This is a genomic window from Nitratireductor aquimarinus, from assembly GCF_017255295.1.
In the GTDB taxonomy this organism is placed as follows: domain Bacteria; phylum Pseudomonadota; class Alphaproteobacteria; order Rhizobiales; family Rhizobiaceae; genus Nitratireductor; species Nitratireductor aquimarinus.
Genome location: NZ_JAFKDE010000009.1, coordinates 108,158 through 127,274 on the forward strand (window position 1 = coordinate 108,158; position 19,117 = coordinate 127,274).

Below are 19,117 nucleotides of genomic sequence, written 5' to 3' on the forward strand. Positions count from 1 at the left end.
GCTGGAGGGTCAGGAGGGGGATTGCGGGATCTGCGGTGCGTTCGGGCTGGCCGGCGGGGCCTGGCGCAGCTTGTCGACTTCCTTCTTGCGCTCGCGCGCATCACGCCGGTAGCGCCCCTGACGCAGCCAGGTTGCGAGACTGCCGACAATCATGCCGAAACCAAGGGCGGCAAAAAGATAAACGAACAGCGGCCACTCGATGGTGAGCGCCGGATTGCCCGGATTGAACGGGTCGATGGTGAAAGGCACTGCCGCGCGGTTCGCCACTGCAAGCGCGATGATGATCACCGCCAGAGGCACGAGGACAAGAACGAGAATGATGCGGTTGGCCATTTCAATCCACTGCTATCTAAAAAGTAAGTGCCCCCTGAAGAATAGGTGTCCGGGGGAAGGACTAGCTGTCCTTGTCCTCATTGAGGCGCTCGCGCAGTTCTTTGCCGGTCTTGAAGAAGGGAACCCACTTCTCCTCCACCTCAACGGATTCACCGGTGCGCGGGTTGCGGCCCGTGCGGGCGGGACGGTTTTTCACCGAGAACGCGCCGAAGCCCCTTAACTCCACGCGATTGCCTTCTGCGAGCGCGTCCGAAATCTCTTCGAAGATCGCGTTGACGATGTTCTCGACGTCGCGAAGGTAGAGATGCGGGTTGCGATTGGCGATCGTCTGCACGAGCTCTGATTTGATCATGGATTCTTTTCCGCCGCTGAAATGGCCTGTTTAACGCCCGGTCGTTTACGACACAATGGTGATTTTGTTTGCTTTTTTTAGTCAGGCAACCTTCTGTTTTCAGGTTGCCAGACCGACAGCAGACCGTCAAGGAAGATGCGATCCGCGCCCAGCTCGCGCAGGATGTCCGCGCCGCCTTCCGGCACACCGAGGAAACGCGAGGCAAGGTCCGGCAGGAACAGGTTCCCCGTTGTTTCGCGCTTCTTCCACTCCACCACGTCCAGATCTTCGTCCAGCCCCTGTGTGACCAGCCAGGCCTTGGCTTCGCGCTCACCGCCCAGCTCATCGACCAGCCTGAGTTCAACGCCCTGCCGCCCGGTAAAGACCGAGCCGTCCGCAACCTCGAGCACCTCGTCGCGCGTCAGCGGGCGGCGCTCTGCCACCAGATCGACGAACCAGTCATAGCTGTCGAAGATCATTGAGCGGATCATCGCGCGGGCTTCTTCGCTGGTTGGCTTGAAAGGAGAAGGCTCGGCCTTGAGCGGCGAGGATTTGATTTCCTCCAGCTTCACGCCGAGCTTGTCCATGAGGCCGCTCACATCGGGATACTGGAACAGGACGCCGATGGAGCCGACGATGGAAGACTGCCGTGCAACGATGTGATCCGTGGCGCTGGCGATCATGTATCCGGCGGAAGCGGCAAGCGTCCCCACCTGTGCGACAACGGGCTTTTCTGCGGCCAGAAGGCGGATTTCCTCGAAAATGGCTTCACCGCCAGCCGTCGTACCGCCGGGGGAATCGATGGTCAGGATGACGCCCTTGACCGCCGGCGTCTCGCGAATCCGGTCGAGCCGCTCAAGCAGTTCGTCATCCTCGAAGATCGTTCCGGAGATTTTCACCTGCGCAATGTGGCTGGAAGACACGCCGGCCGCATCGCTCATCAGGCGCTGCGTGGCGAAGCCGATTGCCAGCACGATCACCACGAAGGCGGCAATGCGCCAGAAGGTGAGCTTGCGCCGCAAACGCCGACGATCGATCAGTTCATCCGCACGATTGGACATGACAGCCTCGCTTTCACCTTCACAGGGATTTCGTCCTAAACCAGCGCCTTTTAGTCCAAAGCCGCCCCCGGAACCACCGCCTTGTACAAGATTTCGCCGGGAATTCGCGCAACAGCTGCAAACACGAAGAAACTTGCACGTAAATCATTGTCGTTAATCCAAAAATAGCCATATTGGGGTGAGATTTGGAAGCAAGGGGCAAGTTTAGGATCTGAGGCTTTCCGGCTACGCAGTTCTGACCAAGGGGTCGGCGACATCGTTTCGCCGTCAGGCGCGAGGTGCATTCCTCGATGTGCATCCCTCGAGGTGCATCCCTCAGGGGGATGGCGCTGACTGTATCCGGGAAGGGCCATGCCCGGGCGTCCACCCGGGCGTCCAGTTGACTGGCCGCCAAGCTCACGGAAAAGCGCAAAGCACATGAGTAACCCAAAAGACAATGCCGCAGGCGCGGCAAGGAGAGGTCACGGCGACGCGATCCGCAACACCGAGCGCGGCGCCGAAGACTTTGCGCTGGCCTCGCGTCACTCCCGGCGCGTGCGCCTTTTGAAGCGCGTGCTGCCGGCTGTTGCAATCGCCATCACGGTGGTCTTCGTTGGCTATTCCTACCTGTTCTCCGGCACACGCGGGGCGATCGATCTGGCCAGCGCCTCCATCGAGGGCGGTTCGCTGGTCATGTCCAGCCCGGAGCTGAACGGCTTCACCAGCGACGACCGCCCCTACAAGATGACCGCCGAACGCGCCCGCCAGAAGCTTGGCGGCGAGGATGTAATCGAGCTGGAAGGCATTCGCGCCCATGTGCCGGTCGATGGCGACAATTTCGCCACCATTCAGGCAAGCGACGGCGTCTATGACCGCGGCAACAACCGCCTCGACATCACCAGCGAAATTGCACTGCGCACCACGTCGGGCATTGTCGCAAAACTCGACTCCGCCGAAATCGACATCGCAAAAAGCAGCCTCTCCTCCTCGAATCCGGTTGAAATCGAACTTGACGGGACGAAGATTGCAGCCGATTCCTTCGCTGCGGAGGAAGGCGGCAAGGTGTTTGTATTCGATAAACGCGTTCGCGTTACAATCGACCCGTCACGGATCCGTGAAACCGCCGACGCACGCAACTGAGGCTGCGGCACAAGAGGGAACGGAAAGGAACATCATGCGCATCAGAAGCTTCTCAGGGCTCGCCACGGGCGCGCTTCTTTTGGCCGGACTTTCGTCCGCCGCACTTGCGCAGGATTCGCAAAGCCGCCTGACCGGGCTGCAGCTTTCCGGCGACAAACCCATTCAGATCGAGAGTGAGCGGCTTGAGGTTCGCGAGGAAGACAATGTCGCCGTGTTCTCCGGCAATGTCTCCGTCGTTCAGGGTCCGACCCTGCTCAAGGCCGGACGCATGAAGGTCTACTACTTGCAGGACGGCGGTTCGGCCGCAACCGGCAGCGCCAATATCGACCGGCTCGAAGTGGACGGAAACGTCTATGTGAAGTCGGAAAACCAGGTCGCCACCGGCGACAGCGCCACATTCGACATGAAGACCGAAGTGCTTGTTCTCTCGGGCAAGGAAGTGGTCCTGTCCGAAGGCGAGAACGTTATCGTCGGCTGCCGTCTCACGGTTCAGATGAAGAACGGCCAGGCCGAACTCGATGGCTGCAAGGACACGAAGGCCGGCGGCCGCGTGAAGATGCTCCTCACTCCCGGCTCCCAGAACAGGCAGTAAACCGCGTTGATTTCCAAGTTGCGTAAAATGCGGGCCGCCAAGGAGCCCGCGGCAGAGAATCCTGCGAGCGGCAAGCTTCCCGAGTACAAGGGCACGCTCATCGCACGCGGCCTCACCAAGGCCTATAAGGGCCGCCAGGTCGTCAGCGGTGTGTCCATCGGCGTGCGCGCCGGCGAGGCCGTGGGCCTGCTCGGGCCGAACGGCGCCGGCAAGACCACCTGTTTCTACATGGCCACCGGCCTCGTGCCGGTGGATCAGGGCACGATCCACATCGACGGCCACGACGTGACCGGCATGCCCATGTATCGCCGCGCCCGGCTTGGCATCGGCTACCTGCCGCAGGAAGCCTCGATCTTTCGCGGCCTGACGGTCGAGCAGAACATCCGCGCCATTCTCGAAGTGGTGGAGCCGAGCCGCAAGGAACGCGACAAGAACCTCGACGCACTTCTCGAAGAGTTCAACATCAGCCATCTGCGCAAATCGCCCTCCGTCGCCCTTTCGGGCGGTGAGCGGCGGCGTCTGGAAATTGCGCGCGCGCTTGCCAGCCGGCCCAACTTCATGCTGCTCGATGAGCCCTTTGCGGGCATCGATCCCATCGCCGTGACCGATATTCAGCAGCTCGTGCGTCACCTGACGGCGCGCGGCATCGGCGTGCTCATCACCGACCACAATGTGCGTGAAACGCTGGGCCTGATCGACCGGGCCTACATCATCCATGCCGGTCAGGTTCTGACCCACGGCCGCCCCAACGAGATCGTCGGCAATGCCGATGTGCGTCGCCTCTATCTGGGCGAAGGCTTCACGCTCTAAGCTGCGGCTTCACTGCTTTCTGGCTTGACAAGCAAAAGTCGGGCCAATTGAATCCCGTTCTGCGGCAACATTGTTGCCGCACCGAACAGGGGCCAAAACTTCATGGTGCTCGCGCCAAAACTCCATCTGCGTCAGACACAATCGCTGGTCATGACGCCGCAGCTTCTGCAGTCCATCAAACTGCTGCAGATGACGCATGTGGAGCTTGAGCATTTTCTCGACGCGGAAATCGAGCGCAATCCGCTTCTGGAACGGGGCGAAGAGAATTCGGAAGAACGCGCCGAAACCTGGCAAAACGAGCAGGAACAACGCGAAAACACCGCAAAATCCATCTCGGAAAAACTGGATTCTTCGCTCGAAAACCTGTTCCCCGACGATCCCGGCACGCAGGAGCGCATCAGCGCCGACCTCTCGGCCCAGTGGAAATCCGCCGGCGGAAACGGCCTGCAAGGCTCCGGCGGCAGCGCCTTCGACCTCGAAAGCACCACCGCCGCCGCAACCACGCTGCGCGACCATGTGAACGGTCAGATCGCGCTCGCCTTTTCAGACCCGGCGCAATTGCTCATCGCTCATGAACTGGCCGATGGCCTCGATGAGGCGGGCTATCTGGCTGTCGAAACGGCGGAGATTGCCGTACGCATCGGCGCGGAGCCCGCAACGGTCGACGCCGTGCTCGCCACCTGCCAGACCTTCGACCCGCCCGGCATTTTCGCGCGCGATCTGGCTGAATGCCTTGCCCTGCAACTGATTGCGCAGGACCGCTACGACCCGGCCATGAAGGCGATGGTCGACAATCTCGACCTTCTGGCAAAGCGCGACTTCCGCACGCTCGGCCGGCTCTGCGGGGTGGATGCCGAGGATCTGGCCGACATGCTGGCCGAGATCCGCATGCTTGATCCCAAGCCGGGCATGGCGTTTTCCGGCGGCACCGCCGATCCGGTCGTGCCCGACATCGTGGTGCGGGCGGCAAGCGACGGAAGCTGGGCGGTGGAGCTGAACCCGGAGACCCTTCCGCGCGTTCTCGTCAACGAGCCCTATTATGCCGAGATTTCTCCCCAGGCGCGCGACAATGAGCGCGAATTCCTGAGCGAATGCCTGCAAAGCGCCAACTGGCTGGCGCGAAGCCTCGACCAGCGGGCCAGAACCATACTCAAGGTGGCGTCCGAGATCGTGCGCCAGCAGGACGCCTTCCTCGTCCACGGCGTGAGCCATCTTCGCCCGCTCAATCTACGCACGGTGGCCGAAGCCATCGGCATGCACGAGTCCACCGTCAGCCGCGTCACGGTCAACAAATACATGATGACCCCGCGCGGCACGTTCGAGCTGCGCTACTTCTTCACCTCCGCTCTCGCATCGGCGTCGGGCGGCGATGCACACTCGTCAGAATCCGTGCGCGACCGCATCCGTGCGTTGATCGACGCGGAGAAACCGGCCGCCGTACTTTCCGACGACGCTCTTGTGGATATGCTGCGCTCGGAGGGCATCGACATAGCCCGCCGCACCGTCGCCAAGTACCGGGAAGCGCTCAATATTCCCTCTTCGGTACAACGCAGGCGCGAGAAGAAGATGCTGGCGGCGGCAGGGGCCGGCTCCTGACCCGAAACCCCGGTCGAATTGACAAGACCGCCGGAAAACACTAGAAGCCCGCCCGCATGGACCACAGGCCTGAGAGCCTTTTAGACTTTTGTCCGTAGTGCCAGCAAACGAAGAAGGGAAACGCGGCAGACCGAGATCACAATCCGCCGCGGCACCTTGTACATGCAAGCCACACGTATAAACTCGATTCGTTCGGTGTCTGATCAGGAAAGGTCTGTATTCAGATGAGCTTACGTATTTCCGGAAAACATATGGACATCGGCGAAGCGTTTCGCTCGCGTATCGAGGGACGCATCGGCGAAGCCGTCGACAAATATTTCGACGGTGGGTTTGCTGGTCGCGTTACGGTAGAAAAGTCGGGTTCTCGTTTTGCCGCCGATTGCATGATCCATCTCGACACTGGCATGGTGTTGCAGGGCACGGGTCAGGCGCAGGAGCCGCAAGCCGCTTTTGATGCTGCCGCAGAGCGCATCGAAAAGCGTCTTCGCCGCTACAAGCGCCGGCTTAAGTCCCACAACAACGGCCAGCATGTCGATCAGATGGACATTGCCTATCGCGTCATGGCCCCGGTGGCCGAAGATGAAGAAGAGGTCCCGGAAGACTACGCGCCGACCGTGGTTGCTGAATCGAAGATGGCCCTGCAGACCATGTCTGTGGCTACCGCCGTCATCGAACTCGACACCAAGGACAATCCCGTCTTCGTGTTCCGCAATGCCGGAAGCAACGAAGTGAACATTGTCTACCGACGCGCCGATGGCAACATCGGCTGGATCGATCCGTCGGTAGTGGCAAGCGCATAAGTTCCGTGCCAGCGTCAGCGCCGGCCATCGAGCATGGCCGGCGGACAGACAAAGCAAAGGATGCATAAGACATGGATCTGAGCGATCTGATCGACCAGAAAGCGGTGATCCCGGCGATGAAGGCCAATTCGAAGAAGCAGCTTCTGCAGCTTCTTGCCGAAAAGGCGGCTGGGGTAACCGGATTGCCGGAGCGCGAGATCTTTGACACGATCCTGCAGCGCGAACGCCTGGGCTCCACCGGTGTGGGCAATGGCGTCGCCATTCCGCACGGCAAGCTGCCCGGCATAGACCGCATCACCGGCGTGTTCGCACGCCTGGAAACGCCGGTCGACTTCGAAGCCATCGACGATCAACCCGTCGATCTGGTCTTCCTGCTGCTTGCGCCGGAAGGCGCCGGCGCTGACCATCTCAAGGCGCTGTCGCGCATTGCGCGCGTGCTGCGCGATGCCGAGAACACCGCCAAGATCCGCGGCACCAAGGATGCTGCCGCCATTCACAGTTTCCTGGCGCAGACGCCGGCTTCCAACGCCGCCTGATCGTCTGCGACAAGCCTGATCGTCTACGACAGGCAAAATGCCGGAACGGCCTTCTCACATCGAGAAGGCCGTTTCCTTTTGCGTGACCGCAATTTCGACGAAGGGAACCGCCGGATCATTGCCCCGACGGATGTGCATGCGCCGCTCGGCCAGATCCATGGCGATGGTGCAGATCGTGCCCTTGCGCCCCAGAAACCCGTCACTGTCCCTGTAGGGGGCCAGGATCGCGTGTTCGGGATGCGCATTGTCGGAAAGAACGGTTTTCAGCCGGGCGAGATCAGCCGGCGTTCCCGGCGTCGTCAGCGCGCGAATGCGCTCAAGCCGCGCCGTGGAATTCTCCAGAAGCTCGGCATCGACCGGGGCCTTGCAGGTGACGTAGTGATTGGTGTGCGTGGTCGCCGTACCACCCGGCTCCATGCGCCGCGCCGCGTCGCCCTCATACTCGATATTGATGGCGCGGCCGTCCCTGCCGGCGACCAGAAGATTGAGCGAGCGCCCCACCCCTGCCCGCTCCAGCGTCTCTTCCACATCGGCCCAGGAGCCGGCGTCGAGAAGTGACCGCAGGAGAATGTGGGAAGGCACGCCGCGCGTGGGCTTGGGCGTCGGCAGGAAGTTCAGGCACACGCCGAAGCCCGCATCATTGAGGCCGACCTTGGCCAGCATGCCGGGCTCGGTCATTGTCAGAAAGCGTTTGCCGCGTTCATCTTCCGAGCGAATGAGAACGACCAGCTCTTCAAGCTTTTCCGACCAGTCCCAGTTCTGCCCCACAAAGGGCGTTCCGGTGTATTGCACCACGGTGCATTCGGACGCTGAGAGTGCGGAGAGAAGCTCGCTGCGCGCATTGAGCGCGACGATCCAGAGAGGATCGACATCCGCACCATCGGCGATGCCATCCATCTCGGCGCAGGCGCGCGGATCGAAAGCAGCGATCACATCGCGAAACTGCGCTGCCGCCGCGAGGATTTCGCCTTCGGGGCGGTCGAAATAGGTTTTGTAGATAGAAAGCGTACGGGCGATCCGCTCATTCAAGGCCGAACCGATCTGGCGGCCTCTTTCTTCCGGTTTGCCCCAAACATCAATTAGCGGAAACGTCCTGCTGCTGGCCGGCATGGCCTTCCTCCAGATTTGACGGCAATCACGATGTAAGTGCCTGCGCCATTCCCTGGAAGATCGGCCCGGCTGTCAAGACGAAAAGGAGACGGCTACCGGCAATCTCTCACCGAAATCCGTCACGTAACTGTGACTTTTGACAGTGGCTTTCCATCTGCGCGGAAGCGGCGTCGCCTGTTTCCGCGCAGAACGTGTTCGGTCAGTGGAGACTGACGGTCTCCAGATCGTTCTGCATCGCGCCTGCGAGCGCTGTGTCGCGGGCGTCTGCCAGTAAGATGGGCTGACCGTCTGCGCCGAAAAGCGCCCAGAGCCGTGTGCCCGGCTTCAGGTCAGGCATGCCGGGAAACTTGCCCTGCAGGTCTTCGGCATCCATCTCGCGCATATAGGCCACTGCACCCTCGCCGATGTGGGCGAGCTGCTGCTGGGTAATGGCGATCTTGCTTTCATGTTCGGTCATCGAAGCCTCCTTAACGCAGGCGTTTCCCCTGGAAACCAACCCGCTGAAGAGCCCAAGGTTCCGGGACGGGTCAGCCCGCCCGGTTTCCTCCCGAATAAGACCAGTATGTCAGTCTTTCACGGAAATGTTTATTTTTTGTACCAGCCGTTCCGGCTCGGGTCGGTCCAGATCTATGGACAGGAGGCCGTTCTTGAGATCGGCGTTCAGCACCCGCATGCCTTCCGCCAGCACGAACATGCGCTGAAACTGGCGCGCGGCAATGCCGCGATGGAGGTACTCACGCTCGCCTTCTTCGGTCTGTCGGCCGCGAATGATGAGCTGGTTTTCTTCCGTTGTGACGTCCAGATCATCCGCACCGAAGCCCGCTACGGCCAGTGTTATGCGGAGTCTCACGCCCTGCCCGCCTTCGGCGCGGATGCGCTCGATATTGTAGGGCGGGTAGCCATCGCCCGATTTCGCAATGCGCTCGAGCGTTTTTTCCATGCTGTCGAACCCTAAAAGGAGCGGATTCGAGAAAGGCGTCATACGCGTCATTTATTACAGTCCTCAAAGAGCGACGTGGATAGAAGAAAACCCGAATGGCATTTTCTCCGTTGCAACTGATATGGTCGCTCAAACCCTGCGTTTCAAGCATTTTGGAGCAACTGCATGACGGCGGCGCGCAAGATTATTATCGACACGGATCCCGGTCAGGACGACGCTCTTGCCCTGTTACTGGCGCTGGCCAGCCCCGAGCTGGACGTGCTGGGCATCACCGCCGTGGCCGGCAATGTGCCGCTGGCGCTGACGGAGAAGAACGCGCGCAAGATCTGCGAACTGGCCGGAAAGCCCGGGACGAAGGTTTTCGCCGGCGCGATCCGCCCGCTGGTGCGCGATCTGGTGACAGCGGAGCATGTGCATGGCCGCACCGGCCTTGACGGTCCCGATCTGCCGGAACCCGAAATGCCGCTTCAGGATGGCCATGCGGTCGATTTCATCATCGACACGCTGATGGCCCATGGCGAAGGCGAGATCACGCTCTGCCCGCTTGGCCCCCTCACCAACATCGCGCTGGCGCTGAACCGTGAACCGCGGATCGCCACGCGCATCCGCGAGATCGTGCTGATGGGCGGCGGGTTCTTCGAGGGCGGCAATGTCACCCCCACGGCGGAATTCAACATCTATGTGGACCCGCATGCGGCCGATGTGGTGCTGCGCTCGGGCGTGCCGGTCGTGATGATGCCGCTCGACGTGACCCACAAGGCGCTGACCACGCGCGCCCGCATCGCGGCCATTCGCGCGCTCGACACGAAGGTCGGCGCGGCATGCGCCGAGCTTCTGGAATTCTTCGAGCGCTTCGATGAAGAGAAATACGGCACCGATGGCGGGCCGCTGCACGACCCCTGCGTCATCGCCTATCTTCTGAAGCCCGAACTCTTCACGGGGCGCAGCTGCAATGTCACCGTGGAGACCGGCTCCGAGCTGACCATGGGCATGACGGTGATCGACTGGTGGCGGGTGACGGACCGCCCGGAAAACGCGCTCGTGATGCGCGACATCGACGATGACGGCTTCTTCACGCTCCTGACGGAGCGGCTTGCGCGGCTTTAGGTCGGGTTGCAGTCAGGTGAAAACACCTGACTGCTGAACGCTCAGGCGAGCGCCGCGTCCACATCCTTGCGCAGCGGAATGGCAGGCTGCGCACCGGGTTTCAGGCAGGCAAGCGCGCCTGCCGCCGCTGCCTGACGCAGTGCGGCTTCCAGTTTCAGCCCCTCGGCCAGCCCTGCCGCCAGATAGCCGCAGAACGTGTCGCCCGCACCGACCGTGTCGACCGGCGTGATCTTCATCGACGGGCAGGTGACGAAACCGTCCGGCGTTGCCGCCCATGCCCCCTCGCCGCCCAGCGTCACGATGACGGTGCGGCCGGTCTTTGCCACGAACGCTTCCATGCGCGCGCGCCGGTCTGCGCCTTCAAGTCCCAGCGCATCGGCGTAGAGGTCGAACTCGGTCTCATTGGCGACCACGTAATCCGCATCGGCAAGCAGCAACGCCGCCTCGGGCCGGTAGGGCGCGGTGTTGAGCACCGAAATGGCCTCGGCCCTGCGCGCTTCCTCGATGGAGGCCGCAACGGTCTTGATCGGGATTTCAAGTTGCAGAAGCACATGGTCACCGGCGGCCAGTGCGGCCTGCGCCACATGGCCGGGCAGAACATCGGCATTGGCGCCCGGCACCACGGCGATGGTGTTTTCGCCTTCCCGGTCAACGAGGATATGGGCCGTGCCGGTGGCGCTTTCGGCCCGGTGCACGGCGGAGAGATCGACGCCCGCCGTCTCCAGAAGCTCCAGCGCCTCGCCGGCGAACGGATCATTGCCCACCGCACCGACGATGCGGGTGCGCGCGCCGGCCCGCCGTGCGGCCAGCGCCTGGTTCGCTCCCTTGCCGCCCGGCGCAGTGACGAATGTGTCGCCGGGCACCGTTTCGCCGGGCTTCGGCAGCCGATGCACCGTGGCGATCAGGTCGAGGTTGATGGAACCGATAATGACGATCAAGACTGTCTCCCGCGCTTATTCGCGCCGGAAAGTAGAGCATCGGGCCGAAAAGTGGAATCCGGTTTTTCGGTTGTTCCGATGCGCACTCAAGAGACGTCTTTGCGGGGTCAGGCCGGCTGGCTGTCCTGCGAAAGCTGCCCCGCTTCCCAGCCAAGGATGGCGCGCTTGCGCGTGAGGCCCCAGTGATAGCCCGTGAGCGCACCCGACTTGCCGACGGCGCGATGGCACGGCACCACGAAGGAAACCGGGTTGGCGCCCACCGCAGCACCAACCGCACGCGAGGCGCTGGGCTTGCCGATGGTGCCGGCAATGTCGGAATAGGCGCAGGCGCGCCCCATCGGAATCTTGAGAAGCGCGTCCCAGACCCGCACCTGAAAATCGGTTCCGATCAGCACCACGCGCAGCGGCTCGTCGGCACGCCAGCGCGACGGCTCGAACACGCGCGCCGCATAGGGCGCGGTGGCGGCCATGTCTTCCACATAATCGGCATTGGGCCAGCGCGAGGCCATGTCCTCGAACGCCGCACGCTCCTCGCCCGCATCGCAGAAGGCAAGGCCCGCAAGGCCGCGTTCCGTGACCATGATCAGGGCCTGACCGAAGGGCGAAATGTGAAACCCGTAGCGCATGGTGAGCCCTGCCCCGCGCGCCTTGTATTCGCCGGGTGAAATCGCCTCATGGGTCACGAACAGATCGTGCAGACGGCCCGGCCCCGACATGCCCAGTTCAAGGGCTGCATCAAGCAGCGGCATGCCGGAATCGAGAAGCCGCCGCGCGTGATCCAGCGTCACCGCCTGCAGGAACGCCTTGGGCGAAAGCCCCGCCCATCGCGTGAAGAGTTTTTGCAGGCCGGTCGGCGTGTCGCCCACCTCCTGCGCGATTTCCTCCAGCGAGGGCTGGTCGCGATAATCGAGGCTGATCTTTTCGATGACCCGGCGCACGATCTCGTAATCGCTGCCCTCCGGGGTCACATCGCGTTGCAAAAGCGCGGTCTGCATGTTCATGGCGTCCATTCCCGGCGCCGGCCGCTGTCGCGCCGCACCTCGTCAAATCTCTATCGAAGCCGACAATGACGGTTTCAGCGCATCCGCACCACCCGTTTCCTGCAAAGCTCAGCGCCCCTTGGCGGTGGCCAGCGCCTGCCCGAATGCGGTGGCGAAGCTTTCACGGTCGTCGGGGTTCAGAAAGCTGCCCAGTTCGACCCGCTCGCCACGCATTTCCACCGCCATGTCGGTGATACCGATCTCGTCGTGACGGTCGATGCGGAACCGCGTCCAGAACGGGTTGAAATGATGCTCCTCCGCCTTGCCGGAGGGCGGCACTTTGCGAATGTCGAGACTGGTGCGCGACAGGCGCACTTCCTCGCGCACCCGCGCGGCGCGGTAGTTCACCCGAAACGCCACATAGATGGCCAGAATGTCGAGCCCGAAAAAGCCGAACACCGGCCATGCGCCGATCCGCAGGAAGACCGCGCCGATGGTCAGCCACACAAGCAGGAGAAGGCCCATAAGAACGGCAAACCCGCGCCCGCTCAGCGAGCGATAAGGCGTGAGCAACGCCTGAAAAACAGGTGCGTCTGCGGTGTTTGTTTCAGCCATGATCCCGATTATAGAAGGCACATGGAAAAGCCCAAGAAGAAAATTGCAGCACCCCGCAAACCAGGCCGCACCCGTCGCCGCAGGACCGTTTACACGCCAGAGGAGATCCACGAGATCTTCCGCCGTTTCTCGGTGCAGCGCCCGGAGCCGAAGGGCGAGCTGGAGCATGTCAACGCCTTCACGCTTCTGGTGGCGGTGGTCCTGTCGGCACAGGCAACCGACGCCGGCGTGAACAAGGCGACGCGCGATCTCTTCAAGGTGGCCGACACGCCGGAGAAAATGCTGGCGCTCGGCGAGGAGCAGGTGGGCGAATACATCCGCACCATCGGCCTGTGGCGCAACAAGGCGAAGAACGTCATCGCGCTGAGCGAGGCGCTGATCCGCGATCACGGGTCACAGGTGCCCGACAATCGCGAGGCGCTGGTCACCCTGCCGGGCGTCGGGCGCAAGACGGCCAATGTGGTGCTCAACATGTCGTTCGGACAGCCCACCATGGCCGTCGACACGCATATTCTGCGCATCGGCAACCGGATCGGGCTTGCGCCGGGCAAAACGCCCGAGCAGATCGAGGACACGCTGGTGAAGATCATTCCGGCGGAGTTCATGCGCCACGCCCATCACTGGCTGATCCTGCACGGGCGCTATGTCTGCAAGGCGCGCAAACCCGACTGCGTGGCCTGCGTGATCGCCGATATCTGCAAGTCGGCGGAGAAGACGAACGAAATCCCCGCCCCGCTGGTGGAGCTGGCTCCGCAGGCCTGATCCAGCAATTCCAGAAGAAGCGGAAGCGCTCTAGCCGCGCAACTCCACCCCGCGCGCGGTTCTTGCCGCGTCTTCCTGCGAAATCAGCTTGTGCAGGTGCACCATCATGGCGGCCGCAAACAGCGGCGTCAGCAGGTTGAGGATCGGCACGGCCAGGAAGCCCGCGATCACCAGACCAGCAAGGAAGATGGTGCCCGCATGGCGGCGGCGCAGCGCCTTTGCATCCGCCTCGCTGCGGAAGCGCATGGCGGCGAATTCGAAGAATTCACGCCCCAGCAGATAGCCGTTGACGAGGAAGAAGGCGAGAATGTTCACGCCCGGCACCAGAAGCAGCAGGAGCGCGATGATGTTGCCGAGAATGACGACGCCGAAAAACTTGATGGATGTGGCTATGGCCGCGCCAAGCGGCAGCGCCTTGCCGGGCGGGTCCTGCGGATAGTCTTCCTTCTCCACCACCTCGGCCACATCGTCGAGGAAGAGACCGGCGATCACGGCGGTCACCGGCGCGATGAGAAGCGCAAGCCCGGCCGCAAGTCCAAGCCCCGCCGCAATCGCCGCGACGAAGCTCAGCCAGCCCAGCCATGAAGGCATATCCGGGAAGAACGCATCGAACCACGGCAGCGCGAAATACTCGAACAGTTCCTTTGTGCCGAGCCACACGCCGACAAGCACGAGAAGCGTCAGACCGAGCGTCTTGAAGAACACGCTGCGGAACTCACGGGAGAAAAGACGGCTTATGGCGGCGCGCGCCGCATCAAGGATCATACGGGTAAAGGGCCTTTCACGGTGTGTCTGCCGCTTCGAGATAGGGTGCGCTCAAGGCCGGTGCAAGGCGCACGGTTCGCACCGATGGCTTGCAAATCCCGGTCAAACCGCTAAACCGCCCGGAGATTTGAGCCAACAACGCTTCCCTTGCATATCTGGAGATCTGAACTTGAGCGAATATGACGTGCTGTGCATCGGCAACGCCATTGTCGACATTATCGCCCGTTGCGACGAAGCGTTTCTGGAAGACAACAACATCATCCGCGGCGCGATGAACCTCATAGATGTCGACCGCGCCACCCTGCTCTATGACCGCATGGGACAGGCCATCGAGGCTTCCGGCGGCAGCGCCGGCAACACGGCGGCCGGCATTGCGGGCTTCGGCGGCAAGGCTGCCTATTTCGGCAAGGTCTCCGACGATGCACTCGGCAAGATCTTCGCGCACGACATTCGCGCGCTGGGCGTCGCCTTTGACACCAAGCCGCTCGACGGGCATCCGCCGACAGCCCGCTCCATGATCTTCGTCACCCCGGATGGCGAGCGTTCCATGAACACCTATCTGGGCGCCTGCGTGGAGCTTGGCCCGGAAGACGTGGAAGAGAAAAAGGCCAGCGGTTCCAAGGTCACCTATTTCGAGGGCTATCTGTGGGACCCGCCGCGCGCCAAGGAAGCGATCCGCATGACCGCCGACGCGGCCCATGCCGCAGGCCGTGAAGTGGCCATGTCGCTGTCCGACCCGTTCTGCGTCGACCGCTACCGCGACGAGTTTCTGGAACTGATGCGTTCAGGCCGCGTGAACATCGTTTTCGCCAATGAGCACGAGCTTCTGTCGCTTTACCAGACCGCGTCCTTCGACAGTGCACTGGAAGAAATCCGCAGAGACACAAGCATGGCGATCGTGACCCGCTCCGAGAAGGGCTCGATCATCGTCACCAGGGATGAGACGATCCCGGTCGACGCCATTGCCATCGACGAGCTGGTGGACACCACCGGCGCAGGCGATCTCTATGCGGCAGGCTTTCTCTACGGCTACACGAACGGGCGCAGCCTCGCCGATTGCGGCCGGCTGGGCTCATTCGCCGCCGGTCTGGTCATCCAGCAGTATGGCCCGCGCCCGCAGAAAGACCTGCGCTACGAGGCCGAACAGGCTGGCCTGATCTAGGGCACTACTCTAGCTCTTCCGGCGGACGGCCCGGCCGCGAACGATAGCGCGGGATCGTCCAGCCGAATTTGAGGGCGCCGCCGCGCACCAGAAAAGCGGCGGTGACGGCGATCAGGGCCGCCACAGCGCCCTGCACACCTGCCAGATCGGCCACGGTGAACACGCTGGCACCGACGAGTGCGGCAGAGACATAGACTTCCGGACGCATGAGAACCGACGGTTCGCCCGCCAGCACATCGCGCAACACGCCGCCGAATGTTGCGGTGAGCATGCCCGTCACCACCGCCACGATGGCCGAACCGGACGCTTCAAGCCCCTTGGCCGCGCCCAGCACCGAATAGGCGGCAAGGCCGGCGGCATCGAGCCACAGAAGCAGCCGATAGCGATATTCCACCAGCGGCGCGCCAAAGAAGACGAGCAGCGCCACGACGGCGCAGACGACGATGTAGATGTGGTTTTCGACCCAGAAGACCGGAACGCCCAGAACGAGATCGCGCAGCGTGCCGCCGCCTGTGCCCGTCACACCGGCCAGGAACATGAAACCGATAAGGTCGAGTTCCTTGCGTGAGGCCGCAAGCGCGCCTGTGGCGGCAAACACCGCAACACCCGCATAATCGAGAAGCTGAATAGGATCCATCTGGCCCTCCCCGGCACTCTGGATAGCCGAAGGGCGGATGAATAGGAAGCAAGCGCCGCTACAAAGCGATTTTTGCGCCCGGAAAGAGGTGCAGGAGAGGTCTGTCGCCGCGGGCGCGCGATGCCCCGCGGCGATGAACAAATCACGCCTTACGCGTCGCGTTCGGCCTGCGGATTGGGCGGACCGGGCTCTGCCGAAGCATTCTCGCCATTCTGCACCGCGCCGGCCTTCGGGCCGCCCTTGGCGACGCCGACCATGGCCGGGCGCAGAACGCGCTCGCCGATCACGAAGCCCTGCTGCACCACCTGAACGACGGTGTTTTCAGGGGTTGTCGGGTCCGGCACCTCGAACATTGCCTGATGGAAATGCGGGTCGAAACGCTCGCCCTTCGGGTCGAGCTGCTTAACGCCATGGCGCTCCAGCGTGGAGAGCATGGAGCGCTCCGTCATCTCGACGCCTTCCATCAGCGAGGCAAGTCCGCTCTCGGCAGCCGCACGGGCTTCCGCCGGCACCGCTTCGAGCGCACGGCGCAGATTGTCGGAAACCGTCAGCATGTCGCGGGCGAAGCCGGCGATCGAATAGCTGCGCGCTTCGGCGACGTCGCGTGCGGTGCGCTTGCGCAGGTTTTCCATTTCGGCCGCGAGGCGAAGGGCGCGCTCCTTCAGCTCCTCGTTTTCCCTGGCCAGCCGCACCAGGACGTCTTCTTCCGAAACCGCCTCGCCGCCGGCGTGCGCTTCGGACGCCTTCAGGTCCTGCTCCTCGGCCGTTCCGGGTCTGGTTGCTTCGTTGTCCTTAGCCTGATTGGTCATGACAGTCCGTCTATGGTTCTAGAATTGTTCGGATATTGCGTCCGATATCGAGGTTCGTGCGGGCAAAATCAAGGGGTGGGCTGACGCAATCGCGTACTGGCTTCCGGTGTGACTTAATCCGCTAACGCAGAAGGCGCCCCACGATCTGGGCCGTATAGTCGACCATCGGCACGATGCGGGCATAGTTGAGCCGCGTGGGGCCGATGACGCCAAGCGCGCCGATCACGCGCGATTCCTGATCACGGTAGGGCGCAACCACAAGCGACGAGCCGGAAAGCGAGAAGAGCCGGTTTTCCGAACCGATGAAGATGCGCACGCCCGACCCTTCCTCGGCCATGTCGAGAAGCTGGATGAGACCTTCCTTGGTCTCCAGATCTTCGAACAGCCGGCGCAGAAGCTCCAGATCGGCCTCCGCCGTCAGGTTTTCCAGAAGGTTTGCCCGGCCACGCACGATCAGCCGCGCCGGCTGGCCGCTCTCGGTCCCCGCCCACACGGCAAGCCCCTGCTCCACCAGCTCCTGCGAGAGCGTGTCGAGCGCGGCGCGTGTTTCTTCCTGCAGGCGCGACAGCTCGGTCCGCGTTTCGGCGAGCGTGCGGCCACGAATATGCGCATTGAGGAAGTTGGACGCCTCATGCAATTGCGAGATGGTGACGCCTTCCGGCAGATCGATGACGCGGTTTTCCACGTCGCCATTCTGCGAGACGAGCACGGCAAGCCCCTTGCGCGGCTCAAGCTGCACGAATTCGATGTGCTTGAGCGCTGCTTCCGACTTTGTGGCGAGCACCAGTCCCGCACCGCGCGAAAGGCCGGACAGAAGCTGGCTCGCCTCCGTCAGCATGTGATCGAGCGAATGACCGCTGCTCGACGCCTTGACCTGCGTTTCGATGATGCGGCGCTCATTGTCCGACAGGTCGCCGATTTCCATGAAGGCGTCGACGAAGAAGCGTAACCCCTGCTGCGTGGGCATGCGGCCGGCAGAAACATGCGGCGCGTAAATGAGGCCCAGATGCTCCAGGTCGCTCATCACATTGCGGATGGTGGCCGGCGAAAGCTGCGTGGAGAGGATGCGCGAAAGGCTGCGCGAACCCAGCGGGTCGCCGTCTCTCAGATAGGATTCCACGATGACGCGGAAAATCTCGCGGGAGCGGGAATCCAGCGATTGCAGTGCGTGTTCGTGAAAATCTCTGTCCAAGACTGGTTTCGTCATTCGCGGCCTCTGATATGTCGAATATAAGCGGCATCCCATGGATGGCAACAGTCATGAAGGTGCGCGCACAGCTGGATTTCCAGTCGTTTCCGGATTTCCTTTGCGTTGACGCACCCGCGAAGCTACAAGCCGCCAACACCAAATGACACTGGAGAGAACCGCCCATGCGCCCTTCCAAACGCGAACCCGATGAAATGCGTGCCGTCAGCTTCGAGCGGGGCTTTTCCAAGCACGCTGAGGGGTCGTGTCTGGTGCGCTTCGGCGACACCCATGTGCTGTGCACGGCCAGCCTTGAAGAGCGCGTTCCGCCATGGCTGCGCAATTCCGGCCAGGGCTGGGTGACGGCGGAATACGGCATGCTGCCGCGCTCCACCGGCGACCGCATGCGCCGCGAAGCCTCTTCCGGCAAGCAGGGCGGCCGCACGCTCGAGATCCAGCGTCTGATCGGCCGCTCGCTGCGCTCGGTCGTTGATCTGCAGGCGCTTGGCGAAAAGCAGATCACCGTCGACTGCGACGTGATCCAGGCCGATGGCGGCACCCGCACGGCAGCCATCACCGGCGGTTTCATCGCCCTTTCGGACTGCCTTTCGTGGATGGAAGCACGCCAGATGGTCAGCCGCGACAAGGTCCTCAAGGACCATGTGGCCGCCATTTCCTGCGGCATCTACAATGGAACGCCCGTTCTCGACCTCGACTATCCCGAGGATTCGGCTGCCGAGACCGACGCCAACTTCGTGATGACCGGCAAGGGCGGCATCGTGGAGATTCAGGGCACGGCTGAAGGTGAGCCCTTCTCCGAGGACGAGTTCGCAGCCTTGATGGGACTTGCCCGCAAGGGTATCACCAAGCTCGTGGACATGCAGAAGATGGCAATCTCCTGAGCTGGATCGCCGTGCGTCCCATTCGG

Annotated in this window: 23 protein-coding genes; 10 read left to right on the forward strand and 13 right to left on the reverse strand. The window is 62.5% G+C overall.

The genetic code is table 11. The features are described from left to right. Positions 1–9 precede the first annotated feature (9 nt). The 3 genes from JYP46_RS16380 to sppA form a co-directional block, all read right to left on the reverse strand. Positions 10–333 (reverse strand): LapA family protein, encoded by a 324-nt coding sequence (locus JYP46_RS16380; protein WP_113153940.1) that lies wholly within the window; start codon positions 331–333, stop codon positions 10–12. A 61-nt stretch (positions 334–394) separates the two neighbouring features. Beyond that, positions 395–685, reverse strand: a complete 291-nt coding sequence (locus tag JYP46_RS16385) for an integration host factor subunit beta (protein WP_113153939.1) — start codon at positions 683–685, stop codon at positions 395–397. A 77-nt stretch (positions 686–762) separates the two neighbouring features. Continuing rightward, positions 763–1,725 carry a signal peptide peptidase SppA gene (gene sppA / locus JYP46_RS16390; RefSeq protein ID WP_206548720.1) on the reverse strand — a complete coding sequence of 321 codons (963 nt, stop codon included), beginning with the start codon at positions 1,723–1,725 and terminating at the stop codon, positions 763–765. Between the two features lie 417 nt (positions 1,726–2,142). Here sppA and lptC point away from each other — a divergent pair, with 417 nt between their 5' ends. The 6 genes from lptC to ptsN all read left to right on the forward strand — a co-directional run bounded on the left by lptC (position 2,143) and on the right by ptsN (position 7,178). After that, entirely contained in the window at positions 2,143–2,844 is a 702-nt protein-coding gene (gene lptC / locus JYP46_RS16395) for an LPS export ABC transporter periplasmic protein LptC (protein WP_206544451.1), read from the forward strand. 34 nt (positions 2,845–2,878) lie between these two features. Continuing rightward, positions 2,879–3,436, forward strand: coding sequence for an LptA/OstA family protein (locus JYP46_RS16400; RefSeq protein ID WP_113153936.1), 558 nt, complete (start codon positions 2,879–2,881; stop codon positions 3,434–3,436). A gap of 27 nt (positions 3,437–3,463) precedes the next feature. After that, the gene (lptB, locus tag JYP46_RS16405; RefSeq protein WP_222474193.1) at positions 3,464–4,246 is read left to right on the forward strand and encodes an LPS export ABC transporter ATP-binding protein; all 783 of its coding nucleotides are present in this window, start codon (positions 3,464–3,466) and stop codon (positions 4,244–4,246) included. A gap of 102 nt (positions 4,247–4,348) precedes the next feature. Continuing rightward, on the forward strand, positions 4,349–5,842 hold the full coding sequence (gene rpoN, locus JYP46_RS16410) for an RNA polymerase factor sigma-54 (protein WP_206548722.1): 1,494 nt from the start codon (positions 4,349–4,351) through the stop codon (positions 5,840–5,842). Positions 5,843–6,066: 224 nt separating this feature from the next. Then, positions 6,067–6,642: a ribosome hibernation-promoting factor, HPF/YfiA family gene (hpf, locus tag JYP46_RS16415; RefSeq protein WP_113153933.1), complete on the forward strand. Its 576-nt coding sequence runs from the start codon at positions 6,067–6,069 to the stop codon at positions 6,640–6,642. A gap of 71 nt (positions 6,643–6,713) precedes the next feature. Continuing rightward, complete coding sequence (gene ptsN, locus JYP46_RS16420; RefSeq protein WP_113153932.1) at positions 6,714–7,178, forward strand: PTS IIA-like nitrogen regulatory protein PtsN; 465 nt, start codon at positions 6,714–6,716, stop codon at positions 7,176–7,178. A 54-nt stretch (positions 7,179–7,232) separates the two neighbouring features. Here ptsN and JYP46_RS16425 read toward each other — a convergent pair whose 3' ends face one another. The 3 genes from JYP46_RS16425 to JYP46_RS16435 form a co-directional block, all read right to left on the reverse strand. Next, positions 7,233–8,288 (reverse strand): C45 family autoproteolytic acyltransferase/hydrolase, encoded by a 1,056-nt coding sequence (locus JYP46_RS16425; protein WP_206548723.1) that lies wholly within the window; start codon positions 8,286–8,288, stop codon positions 7,233–7,235. A 199-nt stretch (positions 8,289–8,487) separates the two neighbouring features. Then, positions 8,488–8,745, reverse strand: a complete 258-nt coding sequence (locus JYP46_RS16430) for a BQ00720 family protein (protein WP_113153930.1) — start codon at positions 8,743–8,745, stop codon at positions 8,488–8,490. A 108-nt stretch (positions 8,746–8,853) separates the two neighbouring features. Continuing rightward, positions 8,854–9,279 (reverse strand): Hsp20 family protein, encoded by a 426-nt coding sequence (locus tag JYP46_RS16435; RefSeq protein ID WP_113153929.1) that lies wholly within the window; start codon positions 9,277–9,279, stop codon positions 8,854–8,856. A gap of 114 nt (positions 9,280–9,393) precedes the next feature. On the opposite strand from JYP46_RS16435, the gene JYP46_RS16440 reads away from it, so the two are divergent. After that, positions 9,394–10,335 (forward strand): nucleoside hydrolase, encoded by a 942-nt coding sequence (locus JYP46_RS16440; protein WP_206544447.1) that lies wholly within the window; start codon positions 9,394–9,396, stop codon positions 10,333–10,335. Between the two features lie 41 nt (positions 10,336–10,376). Here JYP46_RS16440 and JYP46_RS16445 read toward each other — a convergent pair whose 3' ends face one another. From JYP46_RS16445 to JYP46_RS16455, 3 genes are all read right to left on the reverse strand, one after another. Continuing rightward, positions 10,377–11,273, reverse strand: a complete 897-nt coding sequence (locus JYP46_RS16445) for a ribokinase (protein WP_206548724.1) — start codon at positions 11,271–11,273, stop codon at positions 10,377–10,379. 107 nt (positions 11,274–11,380) lie between these two features. After that, on the reverse strand, positions 11,381–12,274 hold the full coding sequence (locus tag JYP46_RS16450) for a methylated-DNA--[protein]-cysteine S-methyltransferase (RefSeq protein WP_206544445.1): 894 nt from the start codon (positions 12,272–12,274) through the stop codon (positions 11,381–11,383). A 108-nt stretch (positions 12,275–12,382) separates the two neighbouring features. Continuing rightward, positions 12,383–12,868, reverse strand: coding sequence for a DUF2244 domain-containing protein (locus JYP46_RS16455; protein WP_206544444.1), 486 nt, complete (start codon positions 12,866–12,868; stop codon positions 12,383–12,385). A gap of 21 nt (positions 12,869–12,889) precedes the next feature. Between JYP46_RS16455 and nth the strand changes: the two genes are divergently transcribed. Next, positions 12,890–13,630: an endonuclease III gene (gene nth, locus JYP46_RS16460; protein ID WP_113153925.1), complete on the forward strand. Its 741-nt coding sequence runs from the start codon at positions 12,890–12,892 to the stop codon at positions 13,628–13,630. A gap of 30 nt (positions 13,631–13,660) precedes the next feature. Here nth and JYP46_RS16465 read toward each other — a convergent pair whose 3' ends face one another. Continuing rightward, positions 13,661–14,395 carry a sulfate transporter family protein gene (locus JYP46_RS16465; protein WP_206548725.1) on the reverse strand — a complete coding sequence of 245 codons (735 nt, stop codon included), beginning with the start codon at positions 14,393–14,395 and terminating at the stop codon, positions 13,661–13,663. Positions 14,396–14,564: 169 nt separating this feature from the next. On the opposite strand from JYP46_RS16465, the gene JYP46_RS16470 reads away from it, so the two are divergent. Next, positions 14,565–15,557: an adenosine kinase gene (locus tag JYP46_RS16470; RefSeq protein ID WP_206544441.1), complete on the forward strand. Its 993-nt coding sequence runs from the start codon at positions 14,565–14,567 to the stop codon at positions 15,555–15,557. 4 nt (positions 15,558–15,561) lie between these two features. Here JYP46_RS16470 and JYP46_RS16475 read toward each other — a convergent pair whose 3' ends face one another. The 3 genes from JYP46_RS16475 to hrcA all read right to left on the reverse strand — a co-directional run bounded on the left by JYP46_RS16475 (position 15,562) and on the right by hrcA (position 18,210). Next, complete coding sequence (locus tag JYP46_RS16475) at positions 15,562–16,194, reverse strand: trimeric intracellular cation channel family protein (RefSeq protein ID WP_206548726.1); 633 nt, start codon at positions 16,192–16,194, stop codon at positions 15,562–15,564. A 149-nt stretch (positions 16,195–16,343) separates the two neighbouring features. Beyond that, complete coding sequence (gene grpE, locus JYP46_RS16480) at positions 16,344–17,003, reverse strand: nucleotide exchange factor GrpE (RefSeq protein ID WP_206544440.1); 660 nt, start codon at positions 17,001–17,003, stop codon at positions 16,344–16,346. 121 nt (positions 17,004–17,124) lie between these two features. Next, a complete protein-coding gene (gene hrcA / locus JYP46_RS16485; RefSeq protein WP_113153920.1) occupies positions 17,125–18,210 on the reverse strand; it encodes a heat-inducible transcriptional repressor HrcA in 1,086 nt (361 codons plus the stop codon). A gap of 164 nt (positions 18,211–18,374) precedes the next feature. On the opposite strand from hrcA, the gene rph reads away from it, so the two are divergent. After that, positions 18,375–19,091 (forward strand): ribonuclease PH, encoded by a 717-nt coding sequence (gene rph / locus JYP46_RS16490; protein ID WP_113153919.1) that lies wholly within the window; start codon positions 18,375–18,377, stop codon positions 19,089–19,091. Positions 19,092–19,117: the final 26 nt, after the last annotated feature.